Source organism: Rhizobium sp. WSM1328 (genome assembly GCF_057653715.1).
Genome location: NZ_CM172788.1, coordinates 2,179,581 through 2,205,217 on the forward strand (window position 1 = coordinate 2,179,581; position 25,637 = coordinate 2,205,217).

General features: G+C 62.1%; 20 protein-coding genes and 1 riboswitch. Of the genes, 8 read left to right on the top strand and 12 right to left on the bottom strand.

Annotation, left to right across the window (positions count from 1 at the left end; genetic code table 11):
* Positions 1-3 precede the first annotated feature (3 nt).
* Together AC2444_RS11120 and AC2444_RS11125 are read right to left on the bottom strand one after the other, a co-directional pair.
* Positions 4-849, bottom strand: coding sequence for an ABC transporter ATP-binding protein (locus tag AC2444_RS11120; protein WP_011652197.1), 846 nt, complete (start codon positions 847-849; stop codon positions 4-6).
* A gap of 1 nt (position 850) precedes the next feature.
* On the bottom strand, positions 851-2,020 hold the full coding sequence (locus AC2444_RS11125) for an ABC transporter permease (protein WP_171815718.1): 1,170 nt from the start codon (positions 2,018-2,020) through the stop codon (positions 851-853).
* A 99-nt stretch (positions 2,021-2,119) separates the two neighbouring features.
* Between AC2444_RS11125 and dgcA the strand changes: the two genes are divergently transcribed.
* Positions 2,120-3,103, top strand: a complete 984-nt coding sequence (gene dgcA / locus AC2444_RS11130; RefSeq protein WP_012757680.1) for an N-acetyl-D-Glu racemase DgcA — start codon at positions 2,120-2,122, stop codon at positions 3,101-3,103.
* Here dgcA and AC2444_RS11135 read toward each other — a convergent pair.
* Positions 3,055-4,275 carry an MFS transporter gene (locus tag AC2444_RS11135; RefSeq protein ID WP_012757681.1) on the bottom strand — a complete coding sequence of 407 codons (1,221 nt, stop codon included), beginning with the start codon at positions 4,273-4,275 and terminating at the stop codon, positions 3,055-3,057. The two genes, dgcA and AC2444_RS11135, sit on opposite strands and share 49 nt — an antisense overlap.
* 165 nt (positions 4,276-4,440) lie before the next feature.
* Entirely contained in the window at positions 4,441-5,283 is an 843-nt protein-coding gene (locus AC2444_RS11140; protein WP_017994239.1) for a UDP-2,3-diacylglucosamine diphosphatase, read from the bottom strand.
* A 234-nt stretch (positions 5,284-5,517) separates the two neighbouring features.
* Here AC2444_RS11140 and AC2444_RS11145 point away from each other — a divergent pair, with 234 nt between their 5' ends.
* The gene (locus AC2444_RS11145; RefSeq protein WP_012757683.1) at positions 5,518-6,267 is read left to right on the top strand and encodes a histidine phosphatase family protein; all 750 of its coding nucleotides are present in this window, start codon (positions 5,518-5,520) and stop codon (positions 6,265-6,267) included.
* Positions 6,268-6,333: 66 nt separating this feature from the next.
* On the opposite strand, the gene AC2444_RS11150 is transcribed toward AC2444_RS11145, so the two are convergent.
* Both AC2444_RS11150 and AC2444_RS11155 read right to left on the bottom strand, forming a co-directional pair.
* The gene (locus AC2444_RS11150) at positions 6,334-9,486 is read right to left on the bottom strand and encodes an efflux RND transporter permease subunit (RefSeq protein ID WP_012757684.1); all 3,153 of its coding nucleotides are present in this window, start codon (positions 9,484-9,486) and stop codon (positions 6,334-6,336) included.
* Positions 9,487-9,491: 5 nt separating this feature from the next.
* Positions 9,492-10,664 (bottom strand): efflux RND transporter periplasmic adaptor subunit, encoded by a 1,173-nt coding sequence (locus AC2444_RS11155; RefSeq protein ID WP_012757685.1) that lies wholly within the window; start codon positions 10,662-10,664, stop codon positions 9,492-9,494.
* A 239-nt stretch (positions 10,665-10,903) separates the two neighbouring features.
* Here AC2444_RS11155 and AC2444_RS11160 point away from each other — a divergent pair, with 239 nt between their 5' ends.
* Complete coding sequence (locus AC2444_RS11160) at positions 10,904-11,464, top strand: TetR/AcrR family transcriptional regulator (RefSeq protein ID WP_012757686.1); 561 nt, start codon at positions 10,904-10,906, stop codon at positions 11,462-11,464.
* A 59-nt stretch (positions 11,465-11,523) separates the two neighbouring features.
* Here AC2444_RS11160 and AC2444_RS11165 read toward each other — a convergent pair whose 3' ends face one another.
* Both AC2444_RS11165 and AC2444_RS11170 read right to left on the bottom strand, forming a co-directional pair.
* Positions 11,524-12,963 (bottom strand): FAD-binding oxidoreductase, encoded by a 1,440-nt coding sequence (locus tag AC2444_RS11165; RefSeq protein ID WP_128450364.1) that lies wholly within the window; start codon positions 12,961-12,963, stop codon positions 11,524-11,526.
* Positions 12,964-13,148: 185 nt separating this feature from the next.
* Complete coding sequence (locus AC2444_RS11170; protein WP_012757688.1) at positions 13,149-14,036, bottom strand: LysR family transcriptional regulator; 888 nt, start codon at positions 14,034-14,036, stop codon at positions 13,149-13,151.
* A gap of 103 nt (positions 14,037-14,139) precedes the next feature.
* Between AC2444_RS11170 and AC2444_RS11175 the strand changes: the two genes are divergently transcribed.
* Positions 14,140-14,760 (top strand): NADPH-dependent F420 reductase, encoded by a 621-nt coding sequence (locus AC2444_RS11175; protein ID WP_012757689.1) that lies wholly within the window; start codon positions 14,140-14,142, stop codon positions 14,758-14,760.
* Positions 14,761-14,915: 155 nt separating this feature from the next.
* The gene (locus AC2444_RS11180; RefSeq protein ID WP_017994246.1) at positions 14,916-17,228 is read left to right on the top strand and encodes an NADP-dependent malic enzyme; all 2,313 of its coding nucleotides are present in this window, start codon (positions 14,916-14,918) and stop codon (positions 17,226-17,228) included.
* Positions 17,229-17,296: 68 nt separating this feature from the next.
* Here AC2444_RS11180 and AC2444_RS11185 read toward each other — a convergent pair whose 3' ends face one another.
* Positions 17,297-17,830: a ribonuclease H family protein gene (locus AC2444_RS11185; protein ID WP_012757691.1), complete on the bottom strand. Its 534-nt coding sequence runs from the start codon at positions 17,828-17,830 to the stop codon at positions 17,297-17,299.
* Positions 17,831-18,081: 251 nt separating this feature from the next.
* Here AC2444_RS11185 and AC2444_RS11190 point away from each other — a divergent pair, with 251 nt between their 5' ends.
* Positions 18,082-19,182 (top strand): DUF2865 domain-containing protein, encoded by a 1,101-nt coding sequence (locus AC2444_RS11190; RefSeq protein WP_012757693.1) that lies wholly within the window; start codon positions 18,082-18,084, stop codon positions 19,180-19,182.
* Between the two features lie 117 nt (positions 19,183-19,299).
* Here AC2444_RS11190 and AC2444_RS11195 read toward each other — a convergent pair whose 3' ends face one another.
* The 3 genes from AC2444_RS11195 to AC2444_RS11205 all read right to left on the bottom strand — a co-directional run bounded on the left by AC2444_RS11195 (position 19,300) and on the right by AC2444_RS11205 (position 22,062).
* Positions 19,300-20,046, bottom strand: coding sequence for an SDR family NAD(P)-dependent oxidoreductase (locus AC2444_RS11195; RefSeq protein ID WP_012757694.1), 747 nt, complete (start codon positions 20,044-20,046; stop codon positions 19,300-19,302).
* 190 nt (positions 20,047-20,236) lie between these two features.
* Positions 20,237-20,923: a 5,6-dimethylbenzimidazole synthase gene (gene bluB, locus AC2444_RS11200; RefSeq protein ID WP_012757695.1), complete on the bottom strand. Its 687-nt coding sequence runs from the start codon at positions 20,921-20,923 to the stop codon at positions 20,237-20,239.
* Between the two features lie 42 nt (positions 20,924-20,965).
* A riboswitch (cobalamin riboswitch) is annotated at positions 20,966-21,152 on the bottom strand.
* Between the two features lie 52 nt (positions 21,153-21,204).
* The gene (locus tag AC2444_RS11205; protein WP_041935663.1) at positions 21,205-22,062 is read right to left on the bottom strand and encodes a LysR family transcriptional regulator; all 858 of its coding nucleotides are present in this window, start codon (positions 22,060-22,062) and stop codon (positions 21,205-21,207) included.
* A 152-nt stretch (positions 22,063-22,214) separates the two neighbouring features.
* Here AC2444_RS11205 and AC2444_RS11210 point away from each other — a divergent pair, with 152 nt between their 5' ends.
* On the top strand, positions 22,215-23,762 hold the full coding sequence (locus tag AC2444_RS11210) for an MFS transporter (protein ID WP_012757697.1): 1,548 nt from the start codon (positions 22,215-22,217) through the stop codon (positions 23,760-23,762).
* A 218-nt stretch (positions 23,763-23,980) separates the two neighbouring features.
* On the top strand, positions 23,981-25,384 hold the full coding sequence (locus tag AC2444_RS11215; RefSeq protein ID WP_041935534.1) for an MFS transporter: 1,404 nt from the start codon (positions 23,981-23,983) through the stop codon (positions 25,382-25,384).
* Positions 25,385-25,637: the final 253 nt, after the last annotated feature.

Here is a 25,637-nt window from a genome sequence, read left to right on the forward strand (position 1 = left end):
CGGTCACTTTCCGCTGCTGTCGTGCCGCGCGGCAGCATCGTTCTGCGGCACAATCGACCGCGCGCGTTTGCCCTTGAAATAGGCCTGCACCCACGGATCGTCATAGGCCAGCATGTCGTCGATCGTGCCTTCCACCATTACTCGCTTCTTTCCGAGCACGGCAATACGGTCGCAGACCGAAAATAGGCTGTCGAGGTCGTGCGTGACCATATACACGGTCAATCCCAGACTATCGCGCAGGTTGGCGATCAGTTCGTCGAATTCGGCCGCACCGATCGGGTCGAGGCCGGAGGTCGGTTCGTCCAGGAAAACGAGTTCCGGATCGAGTGAAAGTGCGCGGGCAAGGGCTGCGCGCTTGATCATGCCGCCGGACAGTTCGGATGGATATTTGTCGGCGGCATCGGCTGCAAGACCGACCATACGGATCTTCAGATGCGCCAGCTCATCCATCAGCGAGGTCGGCAGGTCGAGATACTCGCGCATCGGCACCTGGATGTTCTCCTTGACCGTCAGCGACGAGAACAGCGCCCCCTGCTGGAACAGTACGCCGAGCCGCATGTCGAGCGCGTTGCGTTGTGGTTCGTCGAGCTCGTCGAAATCCTGGCCGAGGATCTTGATCGTGCCTGAGCGGCGCGGCAGCAGCCGGAGCACCGTACGCATCAGCACCGATTTACCCGTGCCCGACGCGCCGACGAATCCGAGGATCTCGCCGCGGTAGATATTGAGGTTCAGATTGTCGAGCACGACCTTGGAGCCGAAGCCGACGGTGACGTCGCGCGCCGACAGCACGATGTCCCTTTCGTCCTTGTCTTCCATATCGATCGGTTTCTCGTCCACGCGGTCCGCCATCCTAGAAATCGATCGCTGCATAGAACATCGCAAAAAGCCCGTCCATCAGGATGACGACGAAAATCGCCTTCACCACCGCGGCCGTCACGTGCTGGCCGAGCGATTCCGCGCTGCCGCCAACCTTCAGCCCCTCGACGGCGGCGACGATGCCGATGACCAGCGCCATGAACGGCGCCTTGATCATGCCTGACAGCACCGTCGACAATGTGACCGCCTCGTGGAGGCGCGACAGGAAATTGGCGAAGGTGATGCCGGAATAGCCCCAGGCGACAGCGGCAGCACCGCCCAGAGAAGCGAAATTCGCCAGCACCGTCAAAAGCGGCAGCGCAATGGTCAGCGCCACCAGCCGCGGAAAGATCAGCACGCCGATCGGGTTCAGCCCCATCACCTTCAGCGCGTCGATCTCTTCGCGCATCTTCATCGAACCGATTTCGGCGGTGATGGCGCTGCCCGAGCGGCCGGCGATCATGATCGAAGTCAGAAGCACGCCGATTTCGCGCAATTGCAGGATGCCGACGAGATCGACGACGAAAACCTCAGCGCCGAAGTAACGCAGCTGGAAGGCGCCCTGCTGGGCGATGATCGCCCCGATCAGGAAAGACATCAGCAAGATGATCGGAACGGCGCGAACGCCCATATGGTCGATCTGGTTGACGATCGAGGCCGGTGAAACGCCACTGCCGCGGCCGAACTTCATCTGCGCGCCGCGCACCGCCGAGCCGAGGATATACATGGCGGCGGCGAAATTGTCCCAGACCTCGTAGGTCATTTTGCCGATCGGCGCGAAGATGCGCGCGGCAAGCGAGACTTTCTCCGTCTGCTCCGGCTCGACCTTGGCCGGCTCCTCGGAAACCATCTCCAGCATTTCGTCGATATGCGAGTTGGTGCCTTCGAAGCGAACCGTCCGCCCGCCCGCCTCTTCTTGCTTCTTCAACCGGCACAGTAGCCAGATGCCGGCGGTGTCGATCTCCGAAATATCCGAGAGGTCTACCGTCAGGTCGCCAGTCTTCTTCTGCAGGAGCTTTTCGAAATCGCGTAGCACCAGATGGATGTAGGCGCTGCGCCAATTGCCCTGAAGACGCACACGCTGTCCCGAGCCATCAGCCTGGTCGTCCACATCAAGGGAGGCGGCGTTGCGATTTTCGGCGTTCAAGATACTTATGTCTTTCAAGGCTTGCAGCGACATTGCCGAATCGCGAAGCAGATCGTTCGCCCGGCGCGTCAATATACAGAAGCACCGTGCAATTTCCATGCTTGCAGGAGAGCAATAATGCCGCGTACCCTCGATATCCAGATGAATTCCTTTCCGATTGCCGGGACCTTCACCATCTCCCGCGGGGCAAAGACCGAAGCCGAGGTCATCACCTGCACGCTTGTCGAAGAGGGTGCGCAGGGGCGCGGCGAATGCGTGCCTTACCGCCGCTACGGCGAGACCATGGAGAGCGTTTTCGCCCAGATCGAGGCGGCGCGACCGCTGATCGAGGCCGGCATTTCACGCCATGACCTGCTGTCGGCCATGCCGCCGGGCGCGGCCCGCAACGCCGTCGATTGTGCCCACTGGGACCTTCAGGCAAAACAGACAGGAGACAGCGTCGCCGCCCGCCTCGGCATTGCCGCTCCGCAGCCGCTCACCACCGCTTACACCATCTCGCTCGGTGAACCGGAGGTGATGGCCGCCCAAGCGCGCGAGCATGCCGGCCGCGCCCTGCTGAAGGTCAAGGTCGGCACCGGCGACGATGAAAGCCGCATCCGCGCCGTCCGCGCCGCCGCCCCCGATGCCGCCATCATTCTCGACGCCAATGAGGGCTGGCCGGAAGCGGTGTTGGAGCGTCATCTCCATATCGCCGCCGAAGCAGGCATCGCCCTCGTCGAGCAGCCACTGCCGGCCGGCCGCGATGGCCTGCTTGCCGAAATCCGCCGCCCGCTCCTCGTCTGCGCCGATGAGAGTGTCCACCACACCGGCGATCTCGCAAGCCTTGCCGACCGCTACGACGCGATCAACATCAAGCTCGACAAGACCGGCGGCCTGACGGAGGCGCTGTCGATGAAGGCCGAGGCCGAACGGCTCGGATTCAGTATCATGATCGGCTGCATGGTCGGCACCTCGCTTTCCATGGCGCCCGCCGTTCTCCTCGCCCAGAATGCCGATTTCGTCGATCTCGACGGTCCGCTGCTGCTTGCCCGCGACCGCGATCCCGGCCTGCGCTACGCCGCTTCGCTGGTCTTTCCGCCGGAAAGCACCCTTTGGGGCTGAAGGTAATAGGCGAAGATGACGAGGCCGAGGCCGGAAAACGCGACCAGCGCCATGACGTAATAGCTGACGACGCCGAGCCAGGCGTAGAGATAACCCGACGCCAGGGTCATCAGCGCCATCGCCATGCCGACATAGAAGAAATAGGCGCCCTGTGCCGAAGATTCCTGCGTCTCCTGCACCGTCGCCATGATCCGTCGCTGCACGCCGGTATGCACGAAGGCATAGGTGAAGCCGTGGAAACATTGCAGCAGGAAGAAACCGGCAAAACCGGTATTCATCGGAAACAGGATCCAGCGGCAGACGCTGATGGCGCAGCCGAAGCGGATCAGCGTCCAGGCATCGAAGCGACGGTTGAGACGCTTCGACAGGAAGAACACCGTCACTTCCGAGGCGACGCCGGCGCTCCAGAGCAGGCCGACCTCAGTGCCGGAGAAGCCGAGCTGATGCCAGTAGATCGAGGAAAAAGCGTTCAGCACCGCATGGCTCGACTGCTGGATGGCAACGCCGATCAAAAGCAGCAGCAGGTGCGGCTCGCGCAGGCCACTGCCGGTAGCGGCTGGGATGTTGATCGGCTGGCCCCGCCGTCGCGTTGGCCCGATGCGCGGACAGAAGATCGCCATGACAACGGTCATGACAAAGCCGAACACCATGACATCGAGCACCATTCCGCCGCCCCACCGGCTGATCATCTGGCCACCGACCAGCGTCGAGACGATAAAGGCGATGGAGCCCCACACGCGCATCGACCCGTAATCGAGCCCCCAGCGGCGCACGCCCGAGATGACGATCGATTCGACGACGGGCACATAGGGTGCGAAGGTGGCGCCCTGCAGCGCATAGACGATCGTCACCGGCCAGAAAGTCGTCGTCCAGAACAGCGCGACCGCCGTCAGCAGCGAAAGGCCGCCCGACCAGAGCAGCACGTCGGCGCGCTCCTTCAATCGATCGGCGATCATGGCGACGACAGGCGCCACCAGCACGCGAACCACCATGGGTATGGCAAGGATGATGCCGATCTCATGATCGCTAAAGCTATGGGTTGCGAGCCAGACGGGAAAGAACGGCAGGACGATGCCGTTGACGAGCAGCGGCGCACAATAGGAAAGCGCACTGAGAAGCCGGAAGCGCGGCGGCGCTCCCTCACCCGTCGGGGAATTTTGAGCGGGAATCATGGGTGGACCTGAAGGAAACTGGACGTTGTCCTAACACACCACCCTGGAGGCGACTATTGCGAGAAATAGCCGTTCTGAAACGTTTTAGAAAATAAATAGGGCCTGTCGCCTGACGGTAACGGCTAAATTCGTGGGAGCGCAGGCGCGGATGCGCCGGCGCCAAAATCAGGCGGCTTGCGGGGCCAGTTCGCCCTCGTCATGCATTTCGATAGCGGCAAGCGCCGGCACGCTGCTGGCGAGCGCCCGCCAGGTGATCAGTTCGAACGTGCCATCCTCGTGCTCGGCGACAGCCGTGCAGCTTTCCACCCAATCGCCGGTGTTGATGTAGCGGATACCGTCCATGTCCTGAATGATGGCATGATGGATATGTCCGCAGATCACCCCATCGGCGCCGTTTTTGCGGGCTTCCTCGGCCACGACGCGCTCAAATTCGCCGATAAAGTTGACAGCATGCTTGACCTGCAGCTTCGCCCAGGCCGAGAACGACCAGTAGGGCATGCCGAGTCGGCGGCGCACCGCCGCCAGGATGATGTTGATGCGGATTGCCGTGTCATAGGCCCAGTCGCCGAGATAGGCGAGCAGTCGGGCGTTGCGGACGACGACGTCGAACTCGTCGCCATGCAGGATCAGATATTTTCTGCCGTCGGCGCCGTCATGCATCATACGCTCGACGACCTCGATGCCGCCGAAATGCATGCCCGGGAAGGCGCGCAGGAATTCGTCGTGATTGCCGGGAATATAAACGACGCGCGTGCCCTTGCGCGCCTTGCGCAACAGTTTCTGGACGACGTCGTTGCAGACCTGTGGCCAGTACCAGCTGCGCTTCAGGCGCCAGCCGTCGACGATGTCGCCGACGAGCACGATCGTATCGGCCTCGTGGTGGCGCAGGAAATCCAGCAGGAAGTCGGCCTTCGCGGCCTTCGAGCCGAGATGGACATCGGAAATGAAGAGCGTGCGGAAATGTCTGGGTTCCATCATGTCTTTCACGAGCTGCCGCTCATGTCCCATCTTTCATCTAACCTTCCAAAACCAGACTCGTGTTTCAGAAAGATGACAAGCTGGGGAAAAGCCCTGCAAACCTGTTCATCCCACGCGGCCGCATGGCCGTTCGCCACGCGGGCCGCATGGCCGTCGCCACGCGGGCTGTATGCCCGTCGCCGCCAGGCCCGCCGACAAGGTTGCCCTGTGCATTCAGGGCGTTCATGATGACGGCGATTCATATTCGACAATGCGGGATGGCTGATGCGTCTCTTTCTCGTTCGCCACGGCGAATCCCTCGGCAACATCAACGAACAGGCCTACCGTCAATTCGGCGATCACAATGTGCCGCTGACGCGATGGGGCCATCGGCAGGCTCTCGAAGCAGGCGGCGTGATCGCCTCCTACCTGCAAGCATTGCCGAGCGCTGGTTTCGGCAAGCTGCATATCTGGTACTCGCCCTTTCTGAGGACCCGGCAGAGCAAGGATGCGCTGCTCGAAGCCCTGCCGGAAAGTTTCGTCGGCGATATCAGGGAGGATTATCTGCTGCGCGAGCAGGATTTCGGTCTCTTCACCGAAATCTACGATCACGCGGAACAGAAGCAGAAGTTTCCCGAGGAGTTCGAAAAATGGGCGAGGCTGCGCAGCAACAGCGGCAAGTTCTACGCACGGCCGCCGGATGGCGAAAGCCGGGCGGATGTGGCCCAGCGGGTGCGCCTGTTCCTGCAAACCGTCATGCACGATGCAGAAAATAGCGACCACAACGTCGTGATCGTCGGCCATGGCGTCACCAACCGGGCGGTCGAAATGAATTTCCTGCACCGCCCCGTCGAGTGGTTCGAGCGCTCCGACAATCCTGGAAACGCCGATATCACCCTGATCGAGGGGACGCGCTCGCAAGGATACGAGTCGATCTTGTTGCATCAGGCCGCCGACCGGCAGCCGGGACAGGAAGGCGAACTGCGCGATGCCCATGGCGCCGACGTGACGATCACGCCGAAGCCGACTGCATAATTCCGAAATCGGACCGCCGCAAAGGTCTGTGGCGGGTTGCGTAAGGCAACCCGCCAATTCTTCACCTCAGGTCGGCGACGTCACGGTTGCCGGCTCCTGCCCGGCCGCCGCCTCCTCGTTCACAGTCTCGGGCCGCTTCGTCCTCAAGAGACGCAGCACGAAGACGAAGAAGACGGGAACGAAGAAGATCGCCAGCACCGTCGCCGAGATCATGCCGCCGAGCACGCCCGTGCCGATGGCATTTTGGCTCGCCGCACTTGGCCCGGTGGCGATCGCCAGAGGCACCACGCCCAATGTGAAGGCGAGTGAGGTCATGATGATCGGTCGGAAGCGCAGACGAGCGCCTTCGATCGCGGCATCCATCAGCGATTTGCCCTCGGCAAAACCGTCCTTGGCGAATTCGACGATCAGGATGGCGTTCTTTGCCGACAATCCGATGATCGCGATCAGACCGACCTTGAAGTAGATGTCGTTGGACATGTCGCGGCTCATCACCGCGAGCACGCAGCCGATGACGCCAAGCGGCACGACCAGCATCACCGACAACGGGATGGACCAACTCTCGTAAAGCCCCGACAGCAGCAGGAAGACGAAGAGGATGCTGAGGCCGAACAGGAACGGCGCCTGCGATCCCGATCTCAGCTCCTCCAGCGACTGGCCGGTCCATTCGAAGCCGAAGCCGTCGGGAAGTTCCGAGGCCAGCCGCTCCATTTCGGTAATCGCCGCCCCCGATGAATATCCCGGCGCCGGAGCGCCAGAGATACGCACGGAAGGGTAGCCGTTATAGCCGACGATCTGCGCCGGTCCCTTCTGCCATTCGGCGACGGCGAAGGACGATAGCGGCACCATGCCGCCGCTCGCATTGCGGACATTGAGCTTCATCAGGTCTTCCGCCTGAAGCCTGCTCTTGTCCTGCGCCTGCACGATGACGCGCTGCATGCGGCCCGAATTCGGGAAGTCGTTGACATAGCTCGAACCCAGATTGGCGGTGATCGTGCTGTTGATGTCGGCGAAGGCGACACCGAAGGTATTTGCCTTCTCGCGATCGATGACGAGCACGAGCTGGGCCGAGTCAGGCATGCCTTCCGGGCGGATACCTGCGATGATGGGGTTCTGCGATGCCTTGCCGATCAGCATTCCCGCCGCCTCGGTCAGTGCCGCCTGGCCTTTCGCCCCGCGATCCTGAAGGCGGAAGGTGAAGCCGTTGGTCGTGCCGAACCCTTCGATCGGCGGCGGCGACAGCGCGAAGGACGTCGCGTCCTTCAGCCCAAACAGCTGCATATTGGCGCGGTTGGAGATCTCCTGCACCGAATTGCCGGCGCCGCGTTCGGCCCAGTCCTTGAGCGTGACAAACACCAGGGCGGCGTTCGGTCCCTGCCCGGAGAAGCTGAAGCCCTGGATCGCGACGACGTTGGCAACGGCCGGCTCTTTCTTGAAGATTGCCTCGATGCTTTCGAGCGAGGCCACCGTGCGGTTGCGGCTCGCCTCCGGCGGTCCCTGCACGTCGACGATCAGGAAGCCCTGATCCTCGTCCGGCACGAAGCTGCTCGGCAGGTTGACGAAAAGATAGCCAAGGCCGATGAGCAGCGCGACATAGACGGCCATGACCCGCCAGGAGCGCTTGGCCAGTCCCTCGACGGTGCGGGCATAACGGCCGGTCAGCCGGTCGAAGTTGCGGTTGAACCAGCCGGCGACGCCCTTCTTCTCGTGATGGCCCTTGATCGGTTTCAGGAAAGTGGCGCAGAGCGCCGGCGTCAGCGACAGCGCCAGGAAGGCGGAAAACAGGATGGATACGACCATGGTCAGGCTGAACTGACGGTAGATGATGCCTGTCGAGCCTGGGAAGAACGCCATCGGCACGAAGACGCAGGAGAGAACCAGCGTAATCCCGAGAATCGCGCCGGTGATCTGCCGCATCGCCTTCTTGGTCGCTTCCTTCGGTGACAGCCCTTCCACCGCCATCAGCCGCTCGACGTTTTCCACCACCACGATGGCGTCGTCGACGAGAATGCCGATGGCAAGCACCATCGCGAACATCGTCAGCACGTTGATCGAGAAGCCGGCAGCAAACATGACAGCAAGCGTCCCGAGCAGCGCGACCGGCACGACGAGCGTCGGAATGATGGTGTAACGGAAGCTCTGCAGGAAGATGAGCATGACAACAAAGACGAGCGCCACGGCTTCAGCGAGCGTATGCGCCACCTTCTCGATCGATGCCGAAACGAACGGGCTGGTATCATAGGGAACGGAATATTCGACGCCAGCAGGGAAGAAGCGCGACAGCTCCTCCATCTTCGCCTTGACCAGATTGGAAGTGTTGACGGCATTGCCCGTCGACGACAGCTGGATGGCAATGGCGGCGCTCGGCTGCCCGTTCAAGCGGGTGGAGAAGCTATAACTCTCGCTGCCCTCTTCGATGCGCGCGACATCGCGCAGCCGGACATTCGATCCGTCGGCATTGGCGCGCAGCACGATGTCTCCGAACTCCTTGATGTCGGTCAGTTGCCCCTTGACCAGCACTGTCGCCGTCAGGTCTTGCGAGATCGGATTGGGTGCTGCGCCGATCTGGCCCGCCGCGACCTGGGCGTTCTGCGCCGAGATCGCCGCGCTGATGTCGGATGCTGTGAGGTTCAGGCCGACCATCTTGTCGGGATCGATCCAGATGCGCATCGCCCTCTGCGACGCAAATAGCTGGGCGCGGCCGACGCCCTCGAGACGGCGCAGCTCGCCGATGACGTTTCGGTTGAGATAGTCGCCGAGCGCCACCTCGTCGGTCTTCCCGTCCGTCGATGTCAGCGAGATGAACATCAGGAAGCCCGACGACGCCTCCTCGACCGTGATGCCCTGATCCTTGACGGATTGCGGCAGCCGCGGTTCGACGCGGCGAATGGCATTCTGAACGTCGACGGAGGCCTGGTCGATATCGGTGCCGGCCGCAAAGGTCGCGGTGATCGTCATCGCGCCCGATGTATCCGACGTCGACTCGAAATAAGAAAGGTGCTCGACCCCGTTCAGCTCTTCCTCGATTTGGCGGGTGACGCCCTGATAGATATCCTGGGGCGAAGCGCCGGGATAGCTGGTGGTGATGCTGAGCTGCGGCGGCGCGACCTTGGGATATTGGGCGACCGGCAGGAACGGCAGCGCGATCAGGCCAGCGATGGAGATGAAGATCGCAAAGACCCAGGCTAGGATCGGGCGATCGATAAAGAAACGTGCCATCGACCTTACTCCGGCTTCTTGGCGTCACCGGACGCGAGCTGGCCATCCCGCCACTCTTCCGGCGCGACCTTTGCGCCCGGCTGCAGCTTTTGGCTGCCGTCGACAACGAGACGCTCACCTGATGACAGACCGCTTTCGACCACCCATTCATTGCCGAAGGATTGACCGAGCTCCACGTCCCGCGGCTGTGCCACGTCTCCCTCCTGGACGACGTAGACCTGCGCCTTGCCGTCGGCCGTGCGGATGACGGCGCGTTGCGGGATAAGGATTGCCTTCTCTCGGACGGCCTGTTCGATGCGCACCCTGATGTAAAGACCGGGCAGCAGGTCGCCCTTCGGATTGGGGAATTCACCGCGGAGGGTGACTTGGCCCGTCGTCGCATCGACGCTGGCGCTGCTGAAGAGCAGCTTCCCGGCTTCGCCATAGACGGTGCCGTCGTCGAAGACGAGCTTGATGTCGGCCTTGCCTGGTTCGGTCGATGTGAGGCTGCCGTTCTCGACCGCCCGCTTCAACGCCAGCAGGTCTCCGGAGGATTGCATAAAGTCGGCATAAACGGGGTCAATCTGCTGGATCATCGCCAGCGCATCGCCTCCATCGGCCGTCACCAGCGCGCCTTCCGTCACCAGCGCGCCGCCGATGATGCCTGATATCGGTGCGCGGACTTCGGTATAGCCGAGATTGATCTTCGCTTCGTCGAGTGCGGCCTGCGCCAGCGCGACATCGGCATCGGCCTGGGCAAGGGCGACGGCGGCCGCATCATATTCGATACCGCTTGCAACATCACGGTCGCGCAGCGACTTCTGCCGGTCCAGCTGCTGGCGGGCATTCAGCTGCGTCGCCCTGGCGCGATCGAGGCTTGCTTCCGCACTGGCCACACGGACCCGGAAAAGCGCTGGATCGATCCGGTAGAGCACATCGCCCTGATGAACGAGGCTGCCCTGCTCGAAGATCCGTTCCTGCAGGATGCCGGAAACCCTGGCCCGCACTTCGGAAACGCGCGTCGCGGCAATGCGGCCGGGCAATTCGCTGATAACGGGAACCGGACGCGCGTTGAGCGTCAGGACGCTGACGGCTGTTGGCGGCATCGCGCCGCCTTCCTGTGCGTAAGCCGGCAGGTCGGCGCCGAATATCAGCGCCAGGACAAGCGTACAACCCAATGATTTCGTTCGAAAAAGCATGTTCACTAGCCTTCCTGTTGGTCCCGCTGGGGTCCAAAAAAGCACAGCCCGCCGAAATGACGTTCGGCGGGCCTCCTCAGCCGACAGATAGTCGATCTTTTTTTACTTTGCAAGATACCTACCGGTTGGTATGATAGCACTATCATGGCCGGAACTCCCATGGCCCGGCGATCCCGGGAGTGATACTGATCTTCTCGAGCCGTCTCGGCGCGAAGCTTATCTCGAACACAGGTCATGCATTGGTAGATAGCCCCCGCAACAGAAAGAAACAGCCGGATGTCGTGCGACAGGCTCTCCTCGATTGCGCCACCAAGCTGGCGCTTGAGCATGGTCTCGCCGCAGTCAGCCTGCAGGCGGTCGCAAGTGCTGCCGGCGTGACCAAGGGAGGGTTGTTTCACCACTTCCCCAATAAGCAGGCGCTTATAGAGGCTGTGTTCGACGGCATGATGGAAAACCTCGACCGGGAGATCGATGAGGAACTGGAAAAGGATAAGGGCGGCCACGGCACATTCACCCGCGCCTATGTCCGCACCCTGTTTGCCGACCGCGCCCTCAACAATAGCCCATGGTCGGCGCAAACGATGACCGTGCTCGCCGACCCCTACTCCAAAAGCCTCTGGCACAGATGGATGAATGACCGGCTGGTCAGGCACGCCGAAACCGACATGGGAATGCGGCTCGAGATCGTTCGCCTGGCGGCGGACGGAGCATGGCTTGCCCATGTTCTGAGGCCTGACGACCATGCCGGTTCGGACGACGCGGCGCTGTTGCACGAATTGATCGAACTCACCGAAGGGTGACAAGCGATTGGCGCCTCATCCCGCGCCCGAGTATATCACCCGAGCGCGGGATGGTCGGGCTAGGCAGCGCGCACGGCCGCCATCGGTTTGACGTTCTGATTCATCCGGAACAGATTGTTCGGATCGTAGCGCCGCTTGATCTCGGCAAGGCGAGCGTAGTTGGCGCCGTAGGCAGTCTCGACGCGGTCGCCTTCGTCTTCGGGCATGAAGTTGATGTAGGCGGTGCCGACCGCATGCGGCTTGGTTGCCTCGAAAAGCTCCCGCGCCCAACCGATGCAGCTTCCATCCATCCCGGCTTCCCGCCAGCGCGCATGCACATTCATGACGAAATGCGAGCTGCGCTGCGGAAATGCGGTGGCCTCGGTCGGCACACGGCCGGCCGCGCCGCCGATATGGGCGATGAAGATCTCGCATTCCGGGCCGGGCAGCTTGCGCACGGCGTTGAGCAGCACGTCGATCGCCGCATCCGGAAGGGAGGCGAAATCCTGGCTCTTCCAGTAATTGCGCGCACCGGGGGTGAGCAACGGGTCGAATGCCTGCTGCCAGCCGGTGAACGGCACCGGACCGACGACGTCGGCAATCGGTTTTCCGATCGCCCGCAATCTGGCCGTTGCCTTTTCGCCCGCCGCGATGTCTCCGCAATAGCACATGGCGAGCACGACGATTTCCTTGCCGTGCCATTCCGCGGGAAGGCACGGCAACGGCGGCGCCTGGCGCATCACCACCCAGCAGGTCAGTTCGTCAGGTGCCGTCTCCAGCGCCTGCCGGTACTCCTTGAGCACGCTTTCCGCGTCAGCGAAGGGATGCACGACGAGCCCAGCAAGAACCTCCGTGTTGAGAGGGTTGAGTTTGAATTCGAAGGAGGTCACGACGCCGAAATTGCCGCCTCCGCCGCGCAACGCCCAGAAGAGATCAGGCTTTTCCGTTTCGCTCGCCTTGACCAGCTCGCCATCGGCCGTCACCACGTCCACCGACAGCAGATTGTCAATCGTGAGCCCGAATTTACGGGTCAGCCAGCCGAAACCACCGCCGAGCGTCAGGCCGGCGATGCCGGTGGTGGAATTGATACCAGTCGGTAGCACCAGCCCGAAGGCCAGCGTTTCCTGGTCGACATCGGCAAGCGTTGCACCCGGCTCGATCCTGGCGCGCCGCGTTTGCGGATCGACCCGCACCGATTTCATCGCCGACAGGTCGATGACGATACCGCCCTCGCAGACCGCATTGCCGGCAATGCCGTGGCCGCCGCCACGCACCGAAAGGAGCAAATTATTGTCGCGTGCAAACCTTACCGCCCGCACAACATCGGCAGCACCGGCGCAACGCGCGATAATCCCGGGCCGGCGGTCGATCATCGCATTCCAGATCGTCCGCGCTTCATTGTAATCCAAGTCCTTACTGGTCAGGAGACTGCCGCGAAATCCGGCGGCAAAGGCATCGATGGCCACGTCATTGACCATCGTCTGCCCCCTTTGCAGGGTCGTGAGGTTCAAATTGTCCATGGTTTCCTCCATGCGACCGGCGCCCCGCACCGTCGCGGCCGGCATTTTGCGCTTGCTACGATCCTCAAACAAGTTTCGAAAAGGATTAGCCCTCGGCGGCAGCAAAGAAAGGAAGCGACTTCCTATTGAATTTTCATCGGAAATCGATGACTGCGGCGGCAATCCCGCACGCGGCGGAACAATCCCTAATCCCGCAGCCCCCGAGCAATGGCATCAATGATCGCGCCAACCCTGCCGGGCACGAACCGGCGTGACGGATGAATGGCGTGGATCGGCAGCACCAGTTTCCGCCAGCCGGCGAGAACTTCCACGAGCCTGCCATCCGCTATGTCTTCCGCCACGAGATCCACCGGGACGTAGATGATGCCTGCCCCGGCGAGCGCTGCCATTCGCAGCGCCTCTCCGTTGTCGATCTCGATGTTGCCGCGAACCCCAACCGTGAAACCTTCACCGCCCTTTGTCTCGAACGGCCATTCGTCGCGGGGCACGAGATTGAGGTTGAGAATGCAGCGGCCGAGGCGAATATCCTCGGGCCTCTCCGGCACGGCAAATCTATCGAGATATACCGAAGAGGCGCGGCAGACGAAATGATAGCTGCCGACACGCCGCGCGATAAGCGACGAAGGCTTCAATTCGCCGATCCGGATCGCTAGATCATACCCTTCGGCCACCAAGTCGACATTGCGGTCGCTGAGATTGAGCTCGACCGAAAGTGCCGGATGCCGCTCCGCGAGTTCGGCCATGACAGGCGCAAGCCGCTTGATCCCCAGTGTCGTCGGAGCGCTTAGACGCAGGCGTCCCGACATGGCCTCGGCGTCAGGCCGGGAGATGTCGTTGAGTTCCTCCAACTCGTCGATGATTCTGTTTGCCTTGACGAGGAAGCGGGACCCGACCTCGGTCAGCCGCTGCGTACGCGTCGTGCGTTCGATCAGCTTGACCCCATACTCCTGCTCCAGCGCCTGGATGCGCCTGCCGACCATGGCAGGCGAAATGCCGAGCCGCTTCGCGGCGGCGGCGAAACTCCCCGATGTCGCGGCGGCAATGAGGGTCTGCAAGTTCAGAAGATCGGGCATTCGATACTTTTATGCATCTCTGTTATCGGGATCAATGCAATTAACGACGGAATACTTCGGATGTATCCCTGTGGCCATCACATCGGAAACAGGAGACAGAACGATGAAGACTGCAATTATCGGCATCGGAAACATGGGCAAGGGCCTGGCCTCACGCCTTGCCGGGAAGACTGACCTGATCGTCGCGGCACGCAACGATCAGGCCGCGCGCAGCCTTGCCGAAAGCCTCGGCGTTGAAAGCGCTACTATTGCGGAGGCGATCGCCGCCGCGGGGATCGTCATCCTCGCCGTTCCCTATGCCAGCGCTCTTGAGATCGCCGCCTCGCCGTCGCTCTCGGGCAAGATTGTCGTCGACATCAGCAATCCCCTGAAGCCCGATTTCTCCGGTCTGCTCTTCGGTCACGAAACCTCCGCCGCCGACAAAATCCAGAATGCCGCGACCGGCGCCAGGGTGGTCAAAGCTTTCAACACCATCTTCGCCGAGTTCTTCAACGCGTCCCACGATGCCACGGCCAAGGTGCCGGTATTTGTCGCCGGAAATGACGCAGACGCGGTGGAAAAGGTTTCCAGACTAGTCGTCGACGCAGGATTTGCCGTCGAAAAGACTGGAGGCCTCGACGCTGCCAAGCTCCTGGAACCGCTGGGCATGCTCAATATCCGCCTCGGCTACGGGCTCGGCCGCGGAACCGCCATCGCCCCGGCCTGGATGAACATCGCCGCCTGAGGTCTCTCATCGATCGGCAGGAGCGACATCCCGTCCGTGAGGGCGGGATGTTTTTATTGCCCAGACAAAAACTCGCCAACTCCGCCATTTCCATACTGTCGTGCGTATCCGATTGATGTATGGAGGGAGCTCAAAAGACGTGCACGGAGGCGGCGATGGATCACCCGGAAAAATCGAAGACAGAAAAGAACCTGACGAGCGGCGATCTCGACGAACAGGCGCTTTTCTTCCACCGCTATCCCCGCCCCGGCAAGCTTGAGATCCAGGCGACAAAGCCGCTCGGCAACCAGCGCGACCTGGCGCTCGCTTATTCGCCCGGCGTTGCCGCCCCTTGCCTTGCCATCCGCGACAATCCCGAAATGGCGGCAGAATATACCTCGCGCGCCAATCTCGTCGCCGTTATCTCCAACGGCACCGCCGTGCTTGGCCTCGGCAATATCGGCCCGCTTGCCTCCAAACCGGTCATGGAGGGCAAGGCCGTGCTCTTCAAGAAATTCGCCGGCATCGACGTATTCGATATCGAGATCGATGCCCCAGGCGTCGACCAGATGGTCTCGACCATTGCCTCGCTGGAGCCGACCTTCGGTGGTATCAACCTCGAAGACATCAAGGCGCCGGAATGTTTCGAGGTCGAGCGGCGCCTGCGCGAGAAGATGAAGATCCCCGTCTTCCACGACGATCAGCACGGCACGGCGATCATCGTCGCCGCCGCGATCCTGAACGGGCTGGAACTCGCCGGCAAGAACATCGCCGACATCAAGATCGTCGCCTCCGGCGCCGGTGCTGCCGCCCTTGCCTGCCTCAACCTGCTGGTCATTCTCGGGGCAAAACGCGAAAACATCTGGGTCCACGATCTTGAAGGCCTCGTCTATGAGGGCCGTGTCGAGCTGATGGACGAATGGAAATCCATCTATGCCCAGAAGAGCGATACGCGCACGCTCGCCGAAAATATCGGCGGCGCCGACGTCTTCCTTGGCCTTTCGGCCGCCGGCGTGCTGAAGCCCGAGCTGCTGGCGCAGATGGCTGACAAGCCGCTGATCATGGCGCTCGCCAATCCGACGCCGGAGATCATGCCCGATCTCGCCCGCGCTGCCCGTCCCGACGCGATGATCTGCACCGGCCGCTCGGATTTCGCCAACCAGGTCAACAACGTCCTCTGCTTCCCCTATATCTTCCGCGGCGCGCTCGATTGCGGCGCCGAGACGATCAATGAGGAAATGAAGATGGCGGCCGTGCGCGCCATCGCAGCCCTTGCGCGCGAAGAGCCGTCCGACGTCGCCGCCCGCGCCTATTCCGGTGAGACCCCGGTCTTCGGCCCTGACTACCTCATCCCCTCGCCCTTCGATCCGCGCCTGATCCTGCGCATCGCACCTGCGGTCGCCAAGGCCGCCGAGCAGAGCGGCGTGGCGCGCCGCCCAATCCAGGATTTCGACGCCTATCTCGACCAGTTGAACCGCTTTGTCTTCCGCTCCGGCTTCGTCATGAAGCCGATCTTCACCGCCGCCAAGGCCGCCGAGCGCAAACGCGTCATCTTCTCCGAAGGCGAGGACGAGCGCGTGCTGCGCGCTGCCCAGGTGCTGCTCGAAGAAGGCCTTGCCGAACCCATCCTGATCGGACGCCCGCAAGTCATCGAGACGCGTCTGAAGCGCTACGGCCTGCGCATTCGGCCGCTGCAGGATTTCGAAGTCATCAATCCGGAAGACGATCCGCGCTTCCGCGAATATGTCGATCTCTATTTCTCCCTCGTCGGCCGCCGCGGCGTCATCCCGGAAGCCGCCCGCACGATCGTGCGCACCAACACCACCGTCATCGGCGCGCTGGCGCTGAGGCGCGGCGAGGCCGATGCTCTGATCTGCGGCCTCGAAGGCCGCTACGAGAAGCATCTGCGCGATGTTCGCCAGATCATCGGCAAGCGCAAGAATGTCCGCGATTTCTCAGCCCTCAGCCTGATGATCTCGCAGCGCGGCGCCACCTTCTTCACCGACACTTACGTCACCTTCAATCCGACCGCCGAGGAGGTCGCCGAGGCGACGGTGCTGGCGGCCGAAGAAATCCGCCGTTTCGGCCTCACGCCGCGCGCCGCCCTGGTTTCGCATTCCAACTTCGGCTCGCGTGAATCCGAAAGCGCCACGAAGATGCGCAACGCCCTGCAGCTCGTGCGCGAAGCCGCGCCCGACCTTGAGGTCGACGGTGAGATGCACGGCGAAAGCGCCATCACCGAAGCACTGCGCAAGCGCGTCATGCCGGACACCACCCTGCACGACGAAGCCAATCTTTTGGTCTTCCCGAACCTCGATGCCGCCAACATCACCCTCGGTGTGGTCAAGTCGATGACCGACGGCCTGCATGTCGGCCCGATCCTGCTCGGCACCGCCCTGCCCGCCCACATCCTCGCCCCCTCGGTCACCTCCCGCGGCGTCGTCAATATGGCAGCGCTGGCCGTCGTCGAGGCATCGCAACCGGCTTGAGCCGGTAGCCGGCAACCCAACGTAAAGACCCTGGAGCCGTCCCGACACATGTCCTGACGTCACACATATCAGGCACGCCGTAACGACAGGCGCCCTTTATCCGCAAGCGCATCCGCGCGCTCGTTGCCGGCAATGGCGGAATGGCCCTTGCACCAGGCAATGGTCACCAGACCATTCTGCGATAGTTGAAGATCGACCGCTTTCCAGAGTTCCGCATTGGCGATCGTTCGCCTTCGCGCATTCCCATTCGGGCTGCCCTTCTTCCAGCCGTTGTTCTTCCAGATATGTCGCCAGCTGTTGCAGCCTTTGACGGCGTAGACGGAATCGGACCAGATGGTGACAGGCTCGCCGCTTGCCTCGCTGTTGATCCAGATTGCCGCCCTGAGCACGGAGGTCAATTCCATCGAATTATTGGCGGAATCTTCGGCGCCACCGAAGCCGGACGCGATTTCCGCGGTATCGCGATAAACGACGAATGCCCAGCCTCCGTGCCCAGAACCCGGTTCATAACAACCGTCCACGAAGACGTGGAAGCCGTCTTGGGTTTCCGGCAGCCCGACTGTCGTTGCGGGGGAGCTGAGTTCGTTGACAATACCTGTCATTTTCGACGTCCGGATATGAGTACGTTCCCCAAGCCGCTGAGGAGATTGGAGTGGAGCACTTAGCCTCGTTGATTACCACCGGCAGCCTCTTCATAATCGAACACTGGGTCTCTGGCGGTCCGCTGGCTAAAATCGCGAAAATACGCTAGGAATTTATCCCAGCTTATTAAGAGAAATACCCTAAGAGAAACCCGCTGCGATCGAGGCCGCAATCGACCGATCGATTCTTTTGCTCATTCCGGGACGACGCCGTGAAACGCCGAAACCTGTCTCTTGCCCTTCTCCTTGCCCTTGCGGCGCCGGCCGCCGCGCAAAGCAGCGCCGTCTGTGAGGACCTGCGCGGTCGCCTTGCCGACTTGCCGCGATCGATCGGCAATGGCAACGGCCCGGAGGCGCGCCAATATTCCAGTGCCATGGCCGAACAGAACCTCGAGCTGCGCAAGGTTCGCAACGAGCTGCGCAGCAATGACTGCACCTCGGGCAGCATGGTCGTGATCGGCGGCGAGAATGCCGATTATTGCGCCGAACTCTCGCAGTCCGAAGCCCGCATGATCGACAATATCCGCTATCTCCAGGACCGCCGCAACGAACTGGCCGGCCAGAACGGTGCCGATGACGGCGCGCGCCGCGAACTGGTCGCGGCTCTCGACCGCAATGGCTGCAACAGCGAAAATTTCTATGCTCCGAGCGATCGCAGCGCCAACGAACCGGCTCCGAGCGTCGAGGAACAGGCGATGCGCACTGATACCTTCATTCCGCTCGGCGGCGGTGAAGAGGTCGATCCGCGCTACGACCTGCCGCGGGCCGAGATGCTCTCGCCGGTCAGCACCATGTGTGTGCGCAGCTGCGACGGTGGCTTCTTCCCGATCAGCTCGAACGCCACCTCGGTCGATTTCGGCCGCGACGCCCAGACCTGCGCCAAGATGTGCCCGGGCATCGAGACCGAACTGTTCTATCGTGACGTGACGAGCACCGAAGCCTCGAACATGATCTCGGTCGCAACGGGCACGCCCTACAGCGCCATGAAAAATGCCTTTGCCTACAAGAACCGCACGCCCGGGGAAAAGTCCGCTTGCACCTGCAATCTCACCGCCTATTACGAGGAGATGCGCGGCAAGCAGACGTTGAGCGAACCGCCGCAGCAGGGCTCGATCACCACCATCCGCACCAATCCCCCGGCGAAGGATGCGGCAGCGCAGATCGCACCGCAGCCGTCCGTTCCCGAGCGCCCCTACGATCCGGCGCAGAACCGCGTCCGTCAGGTCGGCCCGCAGTTCCTGGCCGGCGATCAGGGCTCGATCGATCTCGCCAACCCGGCAACGTCAGGTCCGCAGCCGCAACAGCAGCAGTGATCGAACAGCTGGAACGGCGGTGGCCGAGCTATAGCGGCGTTGTGCCAAGGTGCATGAGATGACAGCGATGTCACGTGAACGTGCGGCGCGATGTGAATGCGGGTCGCTTGAGCATGGTCAGTAGGTCGTACGACCGCCGCTCAGGTCGAACGTCGATGCGGTCGTGAAGGAGTTCTCTTCAGAGAGCAGCCAGACGACCATCGAAGCGATCTCGTGAAGTTCGGCAAAACGGTCGCGCGGAATGCGGACGCGCATATATTCGATAAACTCGGCTGTCAGCCCGTCCAATATGGGTGTCTTTGCTGTGGTCGGCGTTACCGCGTTCACGGCGATTCCCGTCTTTGCGAGTTCCTTGCCAAGAGACTTGGTGAAGCCCAGCACCCCGGCTTTCGCTGCGCTGTAGGCGGCGATGTTCGGATTTCCCTCCTTGCCCGCAACCGAGGAGATGTTCACGATCCGCCCGTAGTCGCGCTTCAACATAACCGGAACGACGTGCCGGCAGCAGTTGAAGGTTCCCGTGAGGCAGACATCGACAACATCTTTCCACTCGCTGACATCGTATTCGATCGTGGGTTTTACCGGACCGGTAATCCCGGCGGAATTGACGAGGCCATCAATACGGCCAAAAATCTCCTCGGTCCTCCCCGCCGCGTTTTTCACTGATACGGGATCTGCGACATTGACGCCGAAAGCAACCGTGCCGGATCCGAGAGCGGAAGCGCTGTCCTTCGCCATGTTTTCGTTCAGGTCCCAAATGGCCACCTTGCCACCAGACTGGATGACGCGCTCTGCGATCGCGTAGCCGATGCCGCGCGCACCGCCTGTGATTACGATGATGCGTTCCTTCAAGTCGATCATGTTCATTGGGCCGTTATCCTCCGATTGAGCCGCCGATAGCCGAATATCCAATTCCGGGACTTCGCCTTCAGCGTATCGATATGACGGTCAGGAATAAAGACATCTCAGCCTCGCACGGCGTCGGCGATACCGGTTTGCTCACCTTGACTGTCAATGGCGTGACTGTGCGATTGAGGCGATGCTCCACCGCACTGCCCTAGGCGTTCAGTCCCCATCCATCATGAAAGACGAGTTCCTCGAGCGGTAGCCGCTGCCGCCAGCCTTTGACGGAGAGTTCCGGCTCGTCATAGAGCCGGTCGACGAAACCGGCACAGAGCCAGGCGACCACCTCGATATGCTCGGGTATGCCGAGAATGCTCTTCAGATCGCCTTCGCGAAAAATGCTGACCCAACCGATTCCGACCCCTTCCGCCCGCGCCGCAAGCCAGAGATTCTGGATGGCGCAGACGGTCGAGTATGAATCCATCTTCGGATTGTGCGTGCGTCCCAGCACCACGCTACCGCTACGCGTGGGATCGCAGGTCACGCATATGCCGAGCGGCGCCTCCACGATGCCTTCGAGCTTGAGGGCGCGGTAGGCCTGCCGCCGCTCGCCGGCAAACATCAGCGCCGCCTCGTCGTTGGCGCTCGCAAAGGCGTCCCGGACGCGCGCCCGCACAGCGGCACTTTTCACCAGGATGAAATTCCACGGCTGCATGAAGCCGACGGAGGGTGCGTGATGGGCGGCCGTCAGCAGCCGCTGCACAACATCATCAGGCAAAGGATCGGCCAGGAACTGGCTGCGAACGTCGCGCCGCGTCTTGATCGCGTGATAGACGGCCTCGCGTTCGGCCAAGGAAAAACCGGACGCCGCCGAAAGGGCATCCTCATCAAAGGGTCGCATCGTCAAATCCCCAACAACGCAACCGCCCCGCCGTCCGCGCGGATCGGTCTATCTAGCCAGGCCGGTCTTCTGACTCGGCGTCATCCGTCTGCCGCAACCTTCCCGGCAAAAGCCAGTGGCGTGATGAAGCGGCAGGCGTCGGCCTTACAGCGTTGGGCACGTTCCGGCCTTGCACCGGATTCCCGATTCTCCCGCCTTACCGACGGGCACCTGACGGCGCATCTATTTCAGGAAAGCGCGGCGGCGGCAAGCCGCGAGCCGATGTGGCGTTGAAGCCGCGTTCAGTTGGCAGAGGCGCGATGTTCCCTGAACGCCGCAGCCAGGGTTCTGAGCGCCGAGCGCGATCTTGCATCCGTTAGTGTCGAATGCAGGACGATCTCCGACGAGGGCAGCGGCGGCAGGCTGAAGCGCTGACTCACTTCCATCGAGCCCACCGGCGCGAGACGGTGGGAGAATGCCGCGACCGCAAGCCCAGCCGACACCGCCGCCGTCATCACCAGCGAGCCCCCGCCCAGGAAAACCTCGTTCCAGGCGATTCCTGCACCATCGAGCGCGTGGGTAGCGATGTTGTGGACGCCACAAGATGGCGACAGTGCAGCAAGACGCAGCGGCTCACCGCGGCGATACTCGAACTGCGGTGCCGCGAACCACCCGAAATGCTCCGGCCCAAGCACCTCACCGTCACGCCGGTCCTCTTCCCGGCGAATGATCGCCGCATCCAGCTCACCGCGATCGAATGCATCGAGCAACACTCGAGAATTGTCGAGCCGCACCTCGATCGTCAGCCCTGGATCGTGAGCGCTGAGACGCGCCAGAATCGTCGGAACCTCCGGCCCCGCCACATGCGCGGCGATGCCGAGCGTGAAGTGCCGGCTTGTCGAGGAAAGGGCTGCGACCGCACGATCATGGGCGCCGATGAAATCCCGCGCGGATTGAAGAAAGACCGCGCCCTGCGCCGATAGGCGCACCAAGCGCGGGGTCCGCTCGATCAGCCTGTGGCCGAGACGCTCCTCCAGCCGCTTCAACTTGACGCTGATTGCCGCCTGAGTGCTGCCTAACGCCTCGGCGGCGCGGGTGAAGCTCTGCAGCTCGGCAATGGTCACGAACGCCCGCACCGCATCCACATCGAGCATTGTTATAGCAACCATCCAAAATTGTTGTTTCTGAAATAGAAAATCATCCAATTCAGTTATGGTCAAGCGCCGACTATGGTGGCTCGAACCGGCAGCGCCCCGATTTCACCTGTCATCGGGATTTCACCGTCGCCCATCCCGTGCTGAAAGGACCAACCATGCCACCCGCTTCCATTGCCTCATCCAGGCTGCAGGGCATCGTCGCCCTGGCAGCCGCCTGCCTTTCGTCCCTTATGTTCGGCCTGGAGATCTCAAGCGTACCCGCGATATTGCCGACGCTGGAGGCGGTGCTGCATGCCGATTTCCGGCAACTTCAATGGATCATGAATGCCTATACGATCGCGGTGACTACGGTGCTTATGGCAACGGGCACGCTGGCCGACCGTTATGGCCGCAAGCGCGTCTTCCTGATCGGCATCATTGCCTTCGGCTTGACCTCGCTGATCTGCGGGCTCGCGGACAATGCACCCGTTCTGATCGTCGCCCGCTTCCTCCAGGGCATGAGTGGCGGCGCTATGCTGATCTGCCAAGTGGCCGTCCTCTCGCACCAGTTTCCAGAGGGGCGGCAGCGCAGCATGGCCTTCGGCTGGTGGGGGATTATCTTCGGCATCGGCTTGGGATTCGGGCCGCTCGTCGGCGTTATGATCGCGGCCTTGTCGACCTGGGAATGGGTGTTCCTGGTCCATGTTGTGCTGGCGGCCGTGACAGCCACGCTCGCCGTCTTCGGTGTCTGTGAATCGCGTGACCCCGAGGCGAAAAGCCTCGATATCGCGGGCATCGCCACCCTGTCGCTTTCCGTCTTCTGCCTTGCCTTCTACATCACCCAGGGGCCGGCCCTCGGTTTTGACAATACTACGGCCCTTGCAGCCATCGGCCTTTCTGCCGCAAGTTTCATAGCCTTCATCGTTGCAGAGAAGATCAATTCGCGGCCGATGTTTGATGTCTCGGTCTTTCGCATCCGCGCCTTCTCCGGCGCCATAATCGGCTCGGTCGCGATGAATATCAGCTTTTGGCCCTTCATGATCTATCTGCCGATCTGGTTTCAGGCAGGCCTTGGTTATGGTAGTCTCGCCGCCGGTTTGTCGCTGCTCGCCTATACGCTTCCCACGCTCATCGTCCCGCCGCTGGCCGAGCGGCTCTCGCTGCGCTATCGCCCCGGTCTCGTCATTCCAATCGGCCTATTCACGATCGGCCTCGGTTTCCTGCTGATGCGGCTTGGAGCCGCCTCCGCCGCAGCAAGCTGGCTGACCATGCTGCCCGGCGCATTGCTGTCGGGCCTCGGCCTCGGAATGACCAATACCCCCGTCACCAACACGACGACAGGCGCAGTTGCGCGTGACCGCGCCGGCATGGCATCGGGGATCGATATGAGCGCCCGGATGATCTCACTCGCGATCAATATCGCGGTGATGGGCTTCATCCTGGTCAGCGGGGTGTTCTCACATCTAGAAAACGTCCTGCCGGCGACGCTCGGCCCGGAACAACTGCGGGCTATGGCTGAACGCATCTCAGCCGGAAACATCGCCTCCCTCCCCGATCTGCCCGCCAACATCATCCGCGACGCGCTCGTCGAGGGATTCGGCTGGGTGATGCTCTACGGTGGCCTCGGTGCGTGGCTGCTGGCCACGGCCAGCTTCCTCGTCTTCGGCTCAGGAAAGATTCGCCGCTGCGCCGAAGATGAGGCATCCAATTCGACTGTGGTTTGAGGATGAGGCAGTGCTATGCTCTGGAGGTGAGAATGGAGCAAGACGTCACCGCGCACCCCCTCTATCCAGCAGCGAACAGACAGCCGCCCCGCGTCGGTTTGAAGCGGCTTGGCAAGCCTCTTCACCCCATCGTTCCTATGGCCTTATCGCCACCGAAGGCGTATGGACTGAGACAGTCCATCGCAGCATCCCGGTTGCCCGTGCCCCGCCTCACACCCATGATCCTTGCCGTCGCCCTGTTCATGGAACAGATGGATTCGACCGTGATCGCCACCAGCCTGCCGGCAATCGCCGCCGATATCGGCACCTCGCCGATCGCGCTGAAGCTCGCCGTCACCAGCTATCTCGTGGCGCTGGCGATCTTCATCCCGATCAGCGGCTGGATGTCCGATCGTTTCGGTGCGCGCAACATCTTCCGCATGGCGATCTTCGTCTTCATGATCGGCTCGATCGCCTGCGCCTTTTCAAACTCGATCACGGCCTTCGTCATCTCGCGCCTGATTCAGGGCGCCGGCGGCTCGATGATGACGCCGGTCAGCCGCTTGCTGCTGGTCCGGGGAACACCGCGCCACGAACTCGTCGATGCCATGGCCTGGCTCACCATTCCCGCTCTGATCGGCCCGATCATGGGTCCGCCGATCGGCGGCTTCCTCACCACCTACCTCACCTGGCACTGGATCTTCTGGATCAACGTCCCGATCGGCGTGCTCGGCATCATCCTCGTCACGCGTTTCCTGCCGGCCGTCGAGCCACGCAGTCCGCGGCCGATGGACTTCCCGGGCTTTTTCCTTTGCGGCATCGGCTTCTCTGGCTTCGTCTTCGGCGTGTCGGTGATCAGCCTGCCGGCCGTGCCCGTCATTTACGGTTATGTCACGGTTGCGATCGGCATCCTTGCCGGCCTCATCTACCTCCTCCATGCCCGCCGCGCGCCCTATCCGCTTCTCGATCCGAAGATGTTCCGTTATCCGATGTTCCGGGCGGCGATCCTCGGCGCCTCGAATTTCCGCATGGGGCTCGGCGCCTTGCCCTTCCTGATGCCATTGATGCTGCAGCTTGGCTTCGGCCTGACGCCGCTGCAATCGGGCTCGGTCACCTTCGTCAGCGCGCTCGGCTCCATGGGCTCGAAATTCGCCGCCTCGCGCACCTTCAATGCCTTCGGCTTCCGCACGGTGATCTCGCTTACCACCTTGCTGGCGGCGATCTTCCTCGGCATCAACGGTCTGTTCACCGCCGAAACGCCGCTGTTCCTGATCATGGCCTGCCTTCTGATCGGCGGACTGTTCCGCTCAATGGCTTTCTCGGGCGTCAACGCCATGGCCTTCGGCGATGTCGACGACGCCGACAGCAGCCAGGCAACCGCAATCAATGCCGTTGCCCAGCGTATCTCCATGGCGATGGGTGTGGCGATCGCCGGCGGCATCCTCGAAATCTCCAGCAGCTTTCACGACGGCAGGCTGATAGTCTCCGATTTCCACATCGCCTTCTTCAGCGTCTCGGCGATTTCGGCGCTGGCCTGCATCACCTTCCTGCGCCTGCCGCACGATGCCGGCGCGGAACTGACGGCGCGCGGCCGCAAGCGCCGCCACGCCGAGCCCGAAGAGGCCGTGGCGGAAAATAGCTGATCTCCCTGGCGCGATGGAAGCACTCCTCACCCGCCGGTTCGCAAGGCTCCGTGCGGCGGGAGTAAGGGCGAATGGCCCGCGCGTACTCCAACATCCCCTTCTACTTTATAATTTATTCACACATCAAATACACACTGCGTTTGCGCGTTTTGGGTTGCTATCAGGACATGGGCATGAGCGCTCGTGATGTGACCGTCAGCGTCGATGCCCGTATTGATACGCCAGTCGGGAACATGTCCGACTGAGCCGCAAT

What these genes read in the sequence shown, in the direction of transcription:
- AC2444_RS11155 (WP_012757685.1), bottom strand. Translation starts at nt 10,664, where the DNA reads ATGCTTTTTCGAACGAAATCATTGGGTTGTACGCTTGTCCTGGCGCTG.
- AC2444_RS11170 (WP_012757688.1), bottom strand. Translation starts at nt 14,036, where the DNA reads ATGCCCGATCTTCTGAACTTGCAGACCCTCATTGCCGCCGCGACATCG.
- dgcA (WP_012757680.1), top strand. Translation starts at nt 2,120, where the DNA reads ATGCCGCGTACCCTCGATATCCAGATGAATTCCTTTCCGATTGCCGGG.
- AC2444_RS11150 (WP_012757684.1), bottom strand. Translation starts at nt 9,486, where the DNA reads ATGGCACGTTTCTTTATCGATCGCCCGATCCTAGCCTGGGTCTTTGCG.
- AC2444_RS11135 (WP_012757681.1), bottom strand. Translation starts at nt 4,275, where the DNA reads ATGATTCCCGCTCAAAATTCCCCGACGGGTGAGGGAGCGCCGCCGCGC.
- bluB (WP_012757695.1), bottom strand. Translation starts at nt 20,923, where the DNA reads ATGCGACCCTTTGATGAGGATGCCCTTTCGGCGGCGTCCGGTTTTTCC.
- AC2444_RS11210 (WP_012757697.1), top strand. Translation starts at nt 22,215, where the DNA reads ATGCCACCCGCTTCCATTGCCTCATCCAGGCTGCAGGGCATCGTCGCC.
- AC2444_RS11140 (WP_017994239.1), bottom strand. Translation starts at nt 5,283, where the DNA reads ATGGGACATGAGCGGCAGCTCGTGAAAGACATGATGGAACCCAGACAT.
- AC2444_RS11180 (WP_017994246.1), top strand. Translation starts at nt 14,916, where the DNA reads ATGGATCACCCGGAAAAATCGAAGACAGAAAAGAACCTGACGAGCGGC.
- AC2444_RS11195 (WP_012757694.1), bottom strand. Translation starts at nt 20,046, where the DNA reads ATGAACATGATCGACTTGAAGGAACGCATCATCGTAATCACAGGCGGT.
- AC2444_RS11175 (WP_012757689.1), top strand. Translation starts at nt 14,140, where the DNA reads ATGAAGACTGCAATTATCGGCATCGGAAACATGGGCAAGGGCCTGGCC.
- AC2444_RS11185 (WP_012757691.1), bottom strand. Translation starts at nt 17,830, where the DNA reads ATGACAGGTATTGTCAACGAACTCAGCTCCCCCGCAACGACAGTCGGG.
- AC2444_RS11165 (WP_128450364.1), bottom strand. Translation starts at nt 12,963, where the DNA reads ATGGACAATTTGAACCTCACGACCCTGCAAAGGGGGCAGACGATGGTC.
- AC2444_RS11120 (WP_011652197.1), bottom strand. Translation starts at nt 849, where the DNA reads ATGGCGGACCGCGTGGACGAGAAACCGATCGATATGGAAGACAAGGAC.
- AC2444_RS11145 (WP_012757683.1), top strand. Translation starts at nt 5,518, where the DNA reads ATGCGTCTCTTTCTCGTTCGCCACGGCGAATCCCTCGGCAACATCAAC.
- AC2444_RS11215 (WP_041935534.1), top strand. Translation starts at nt 23,981, where the DNA reads ATGATCCTTGCCGTCGCCCTGTTCATGGAACAGATGGATTCGACCGTG.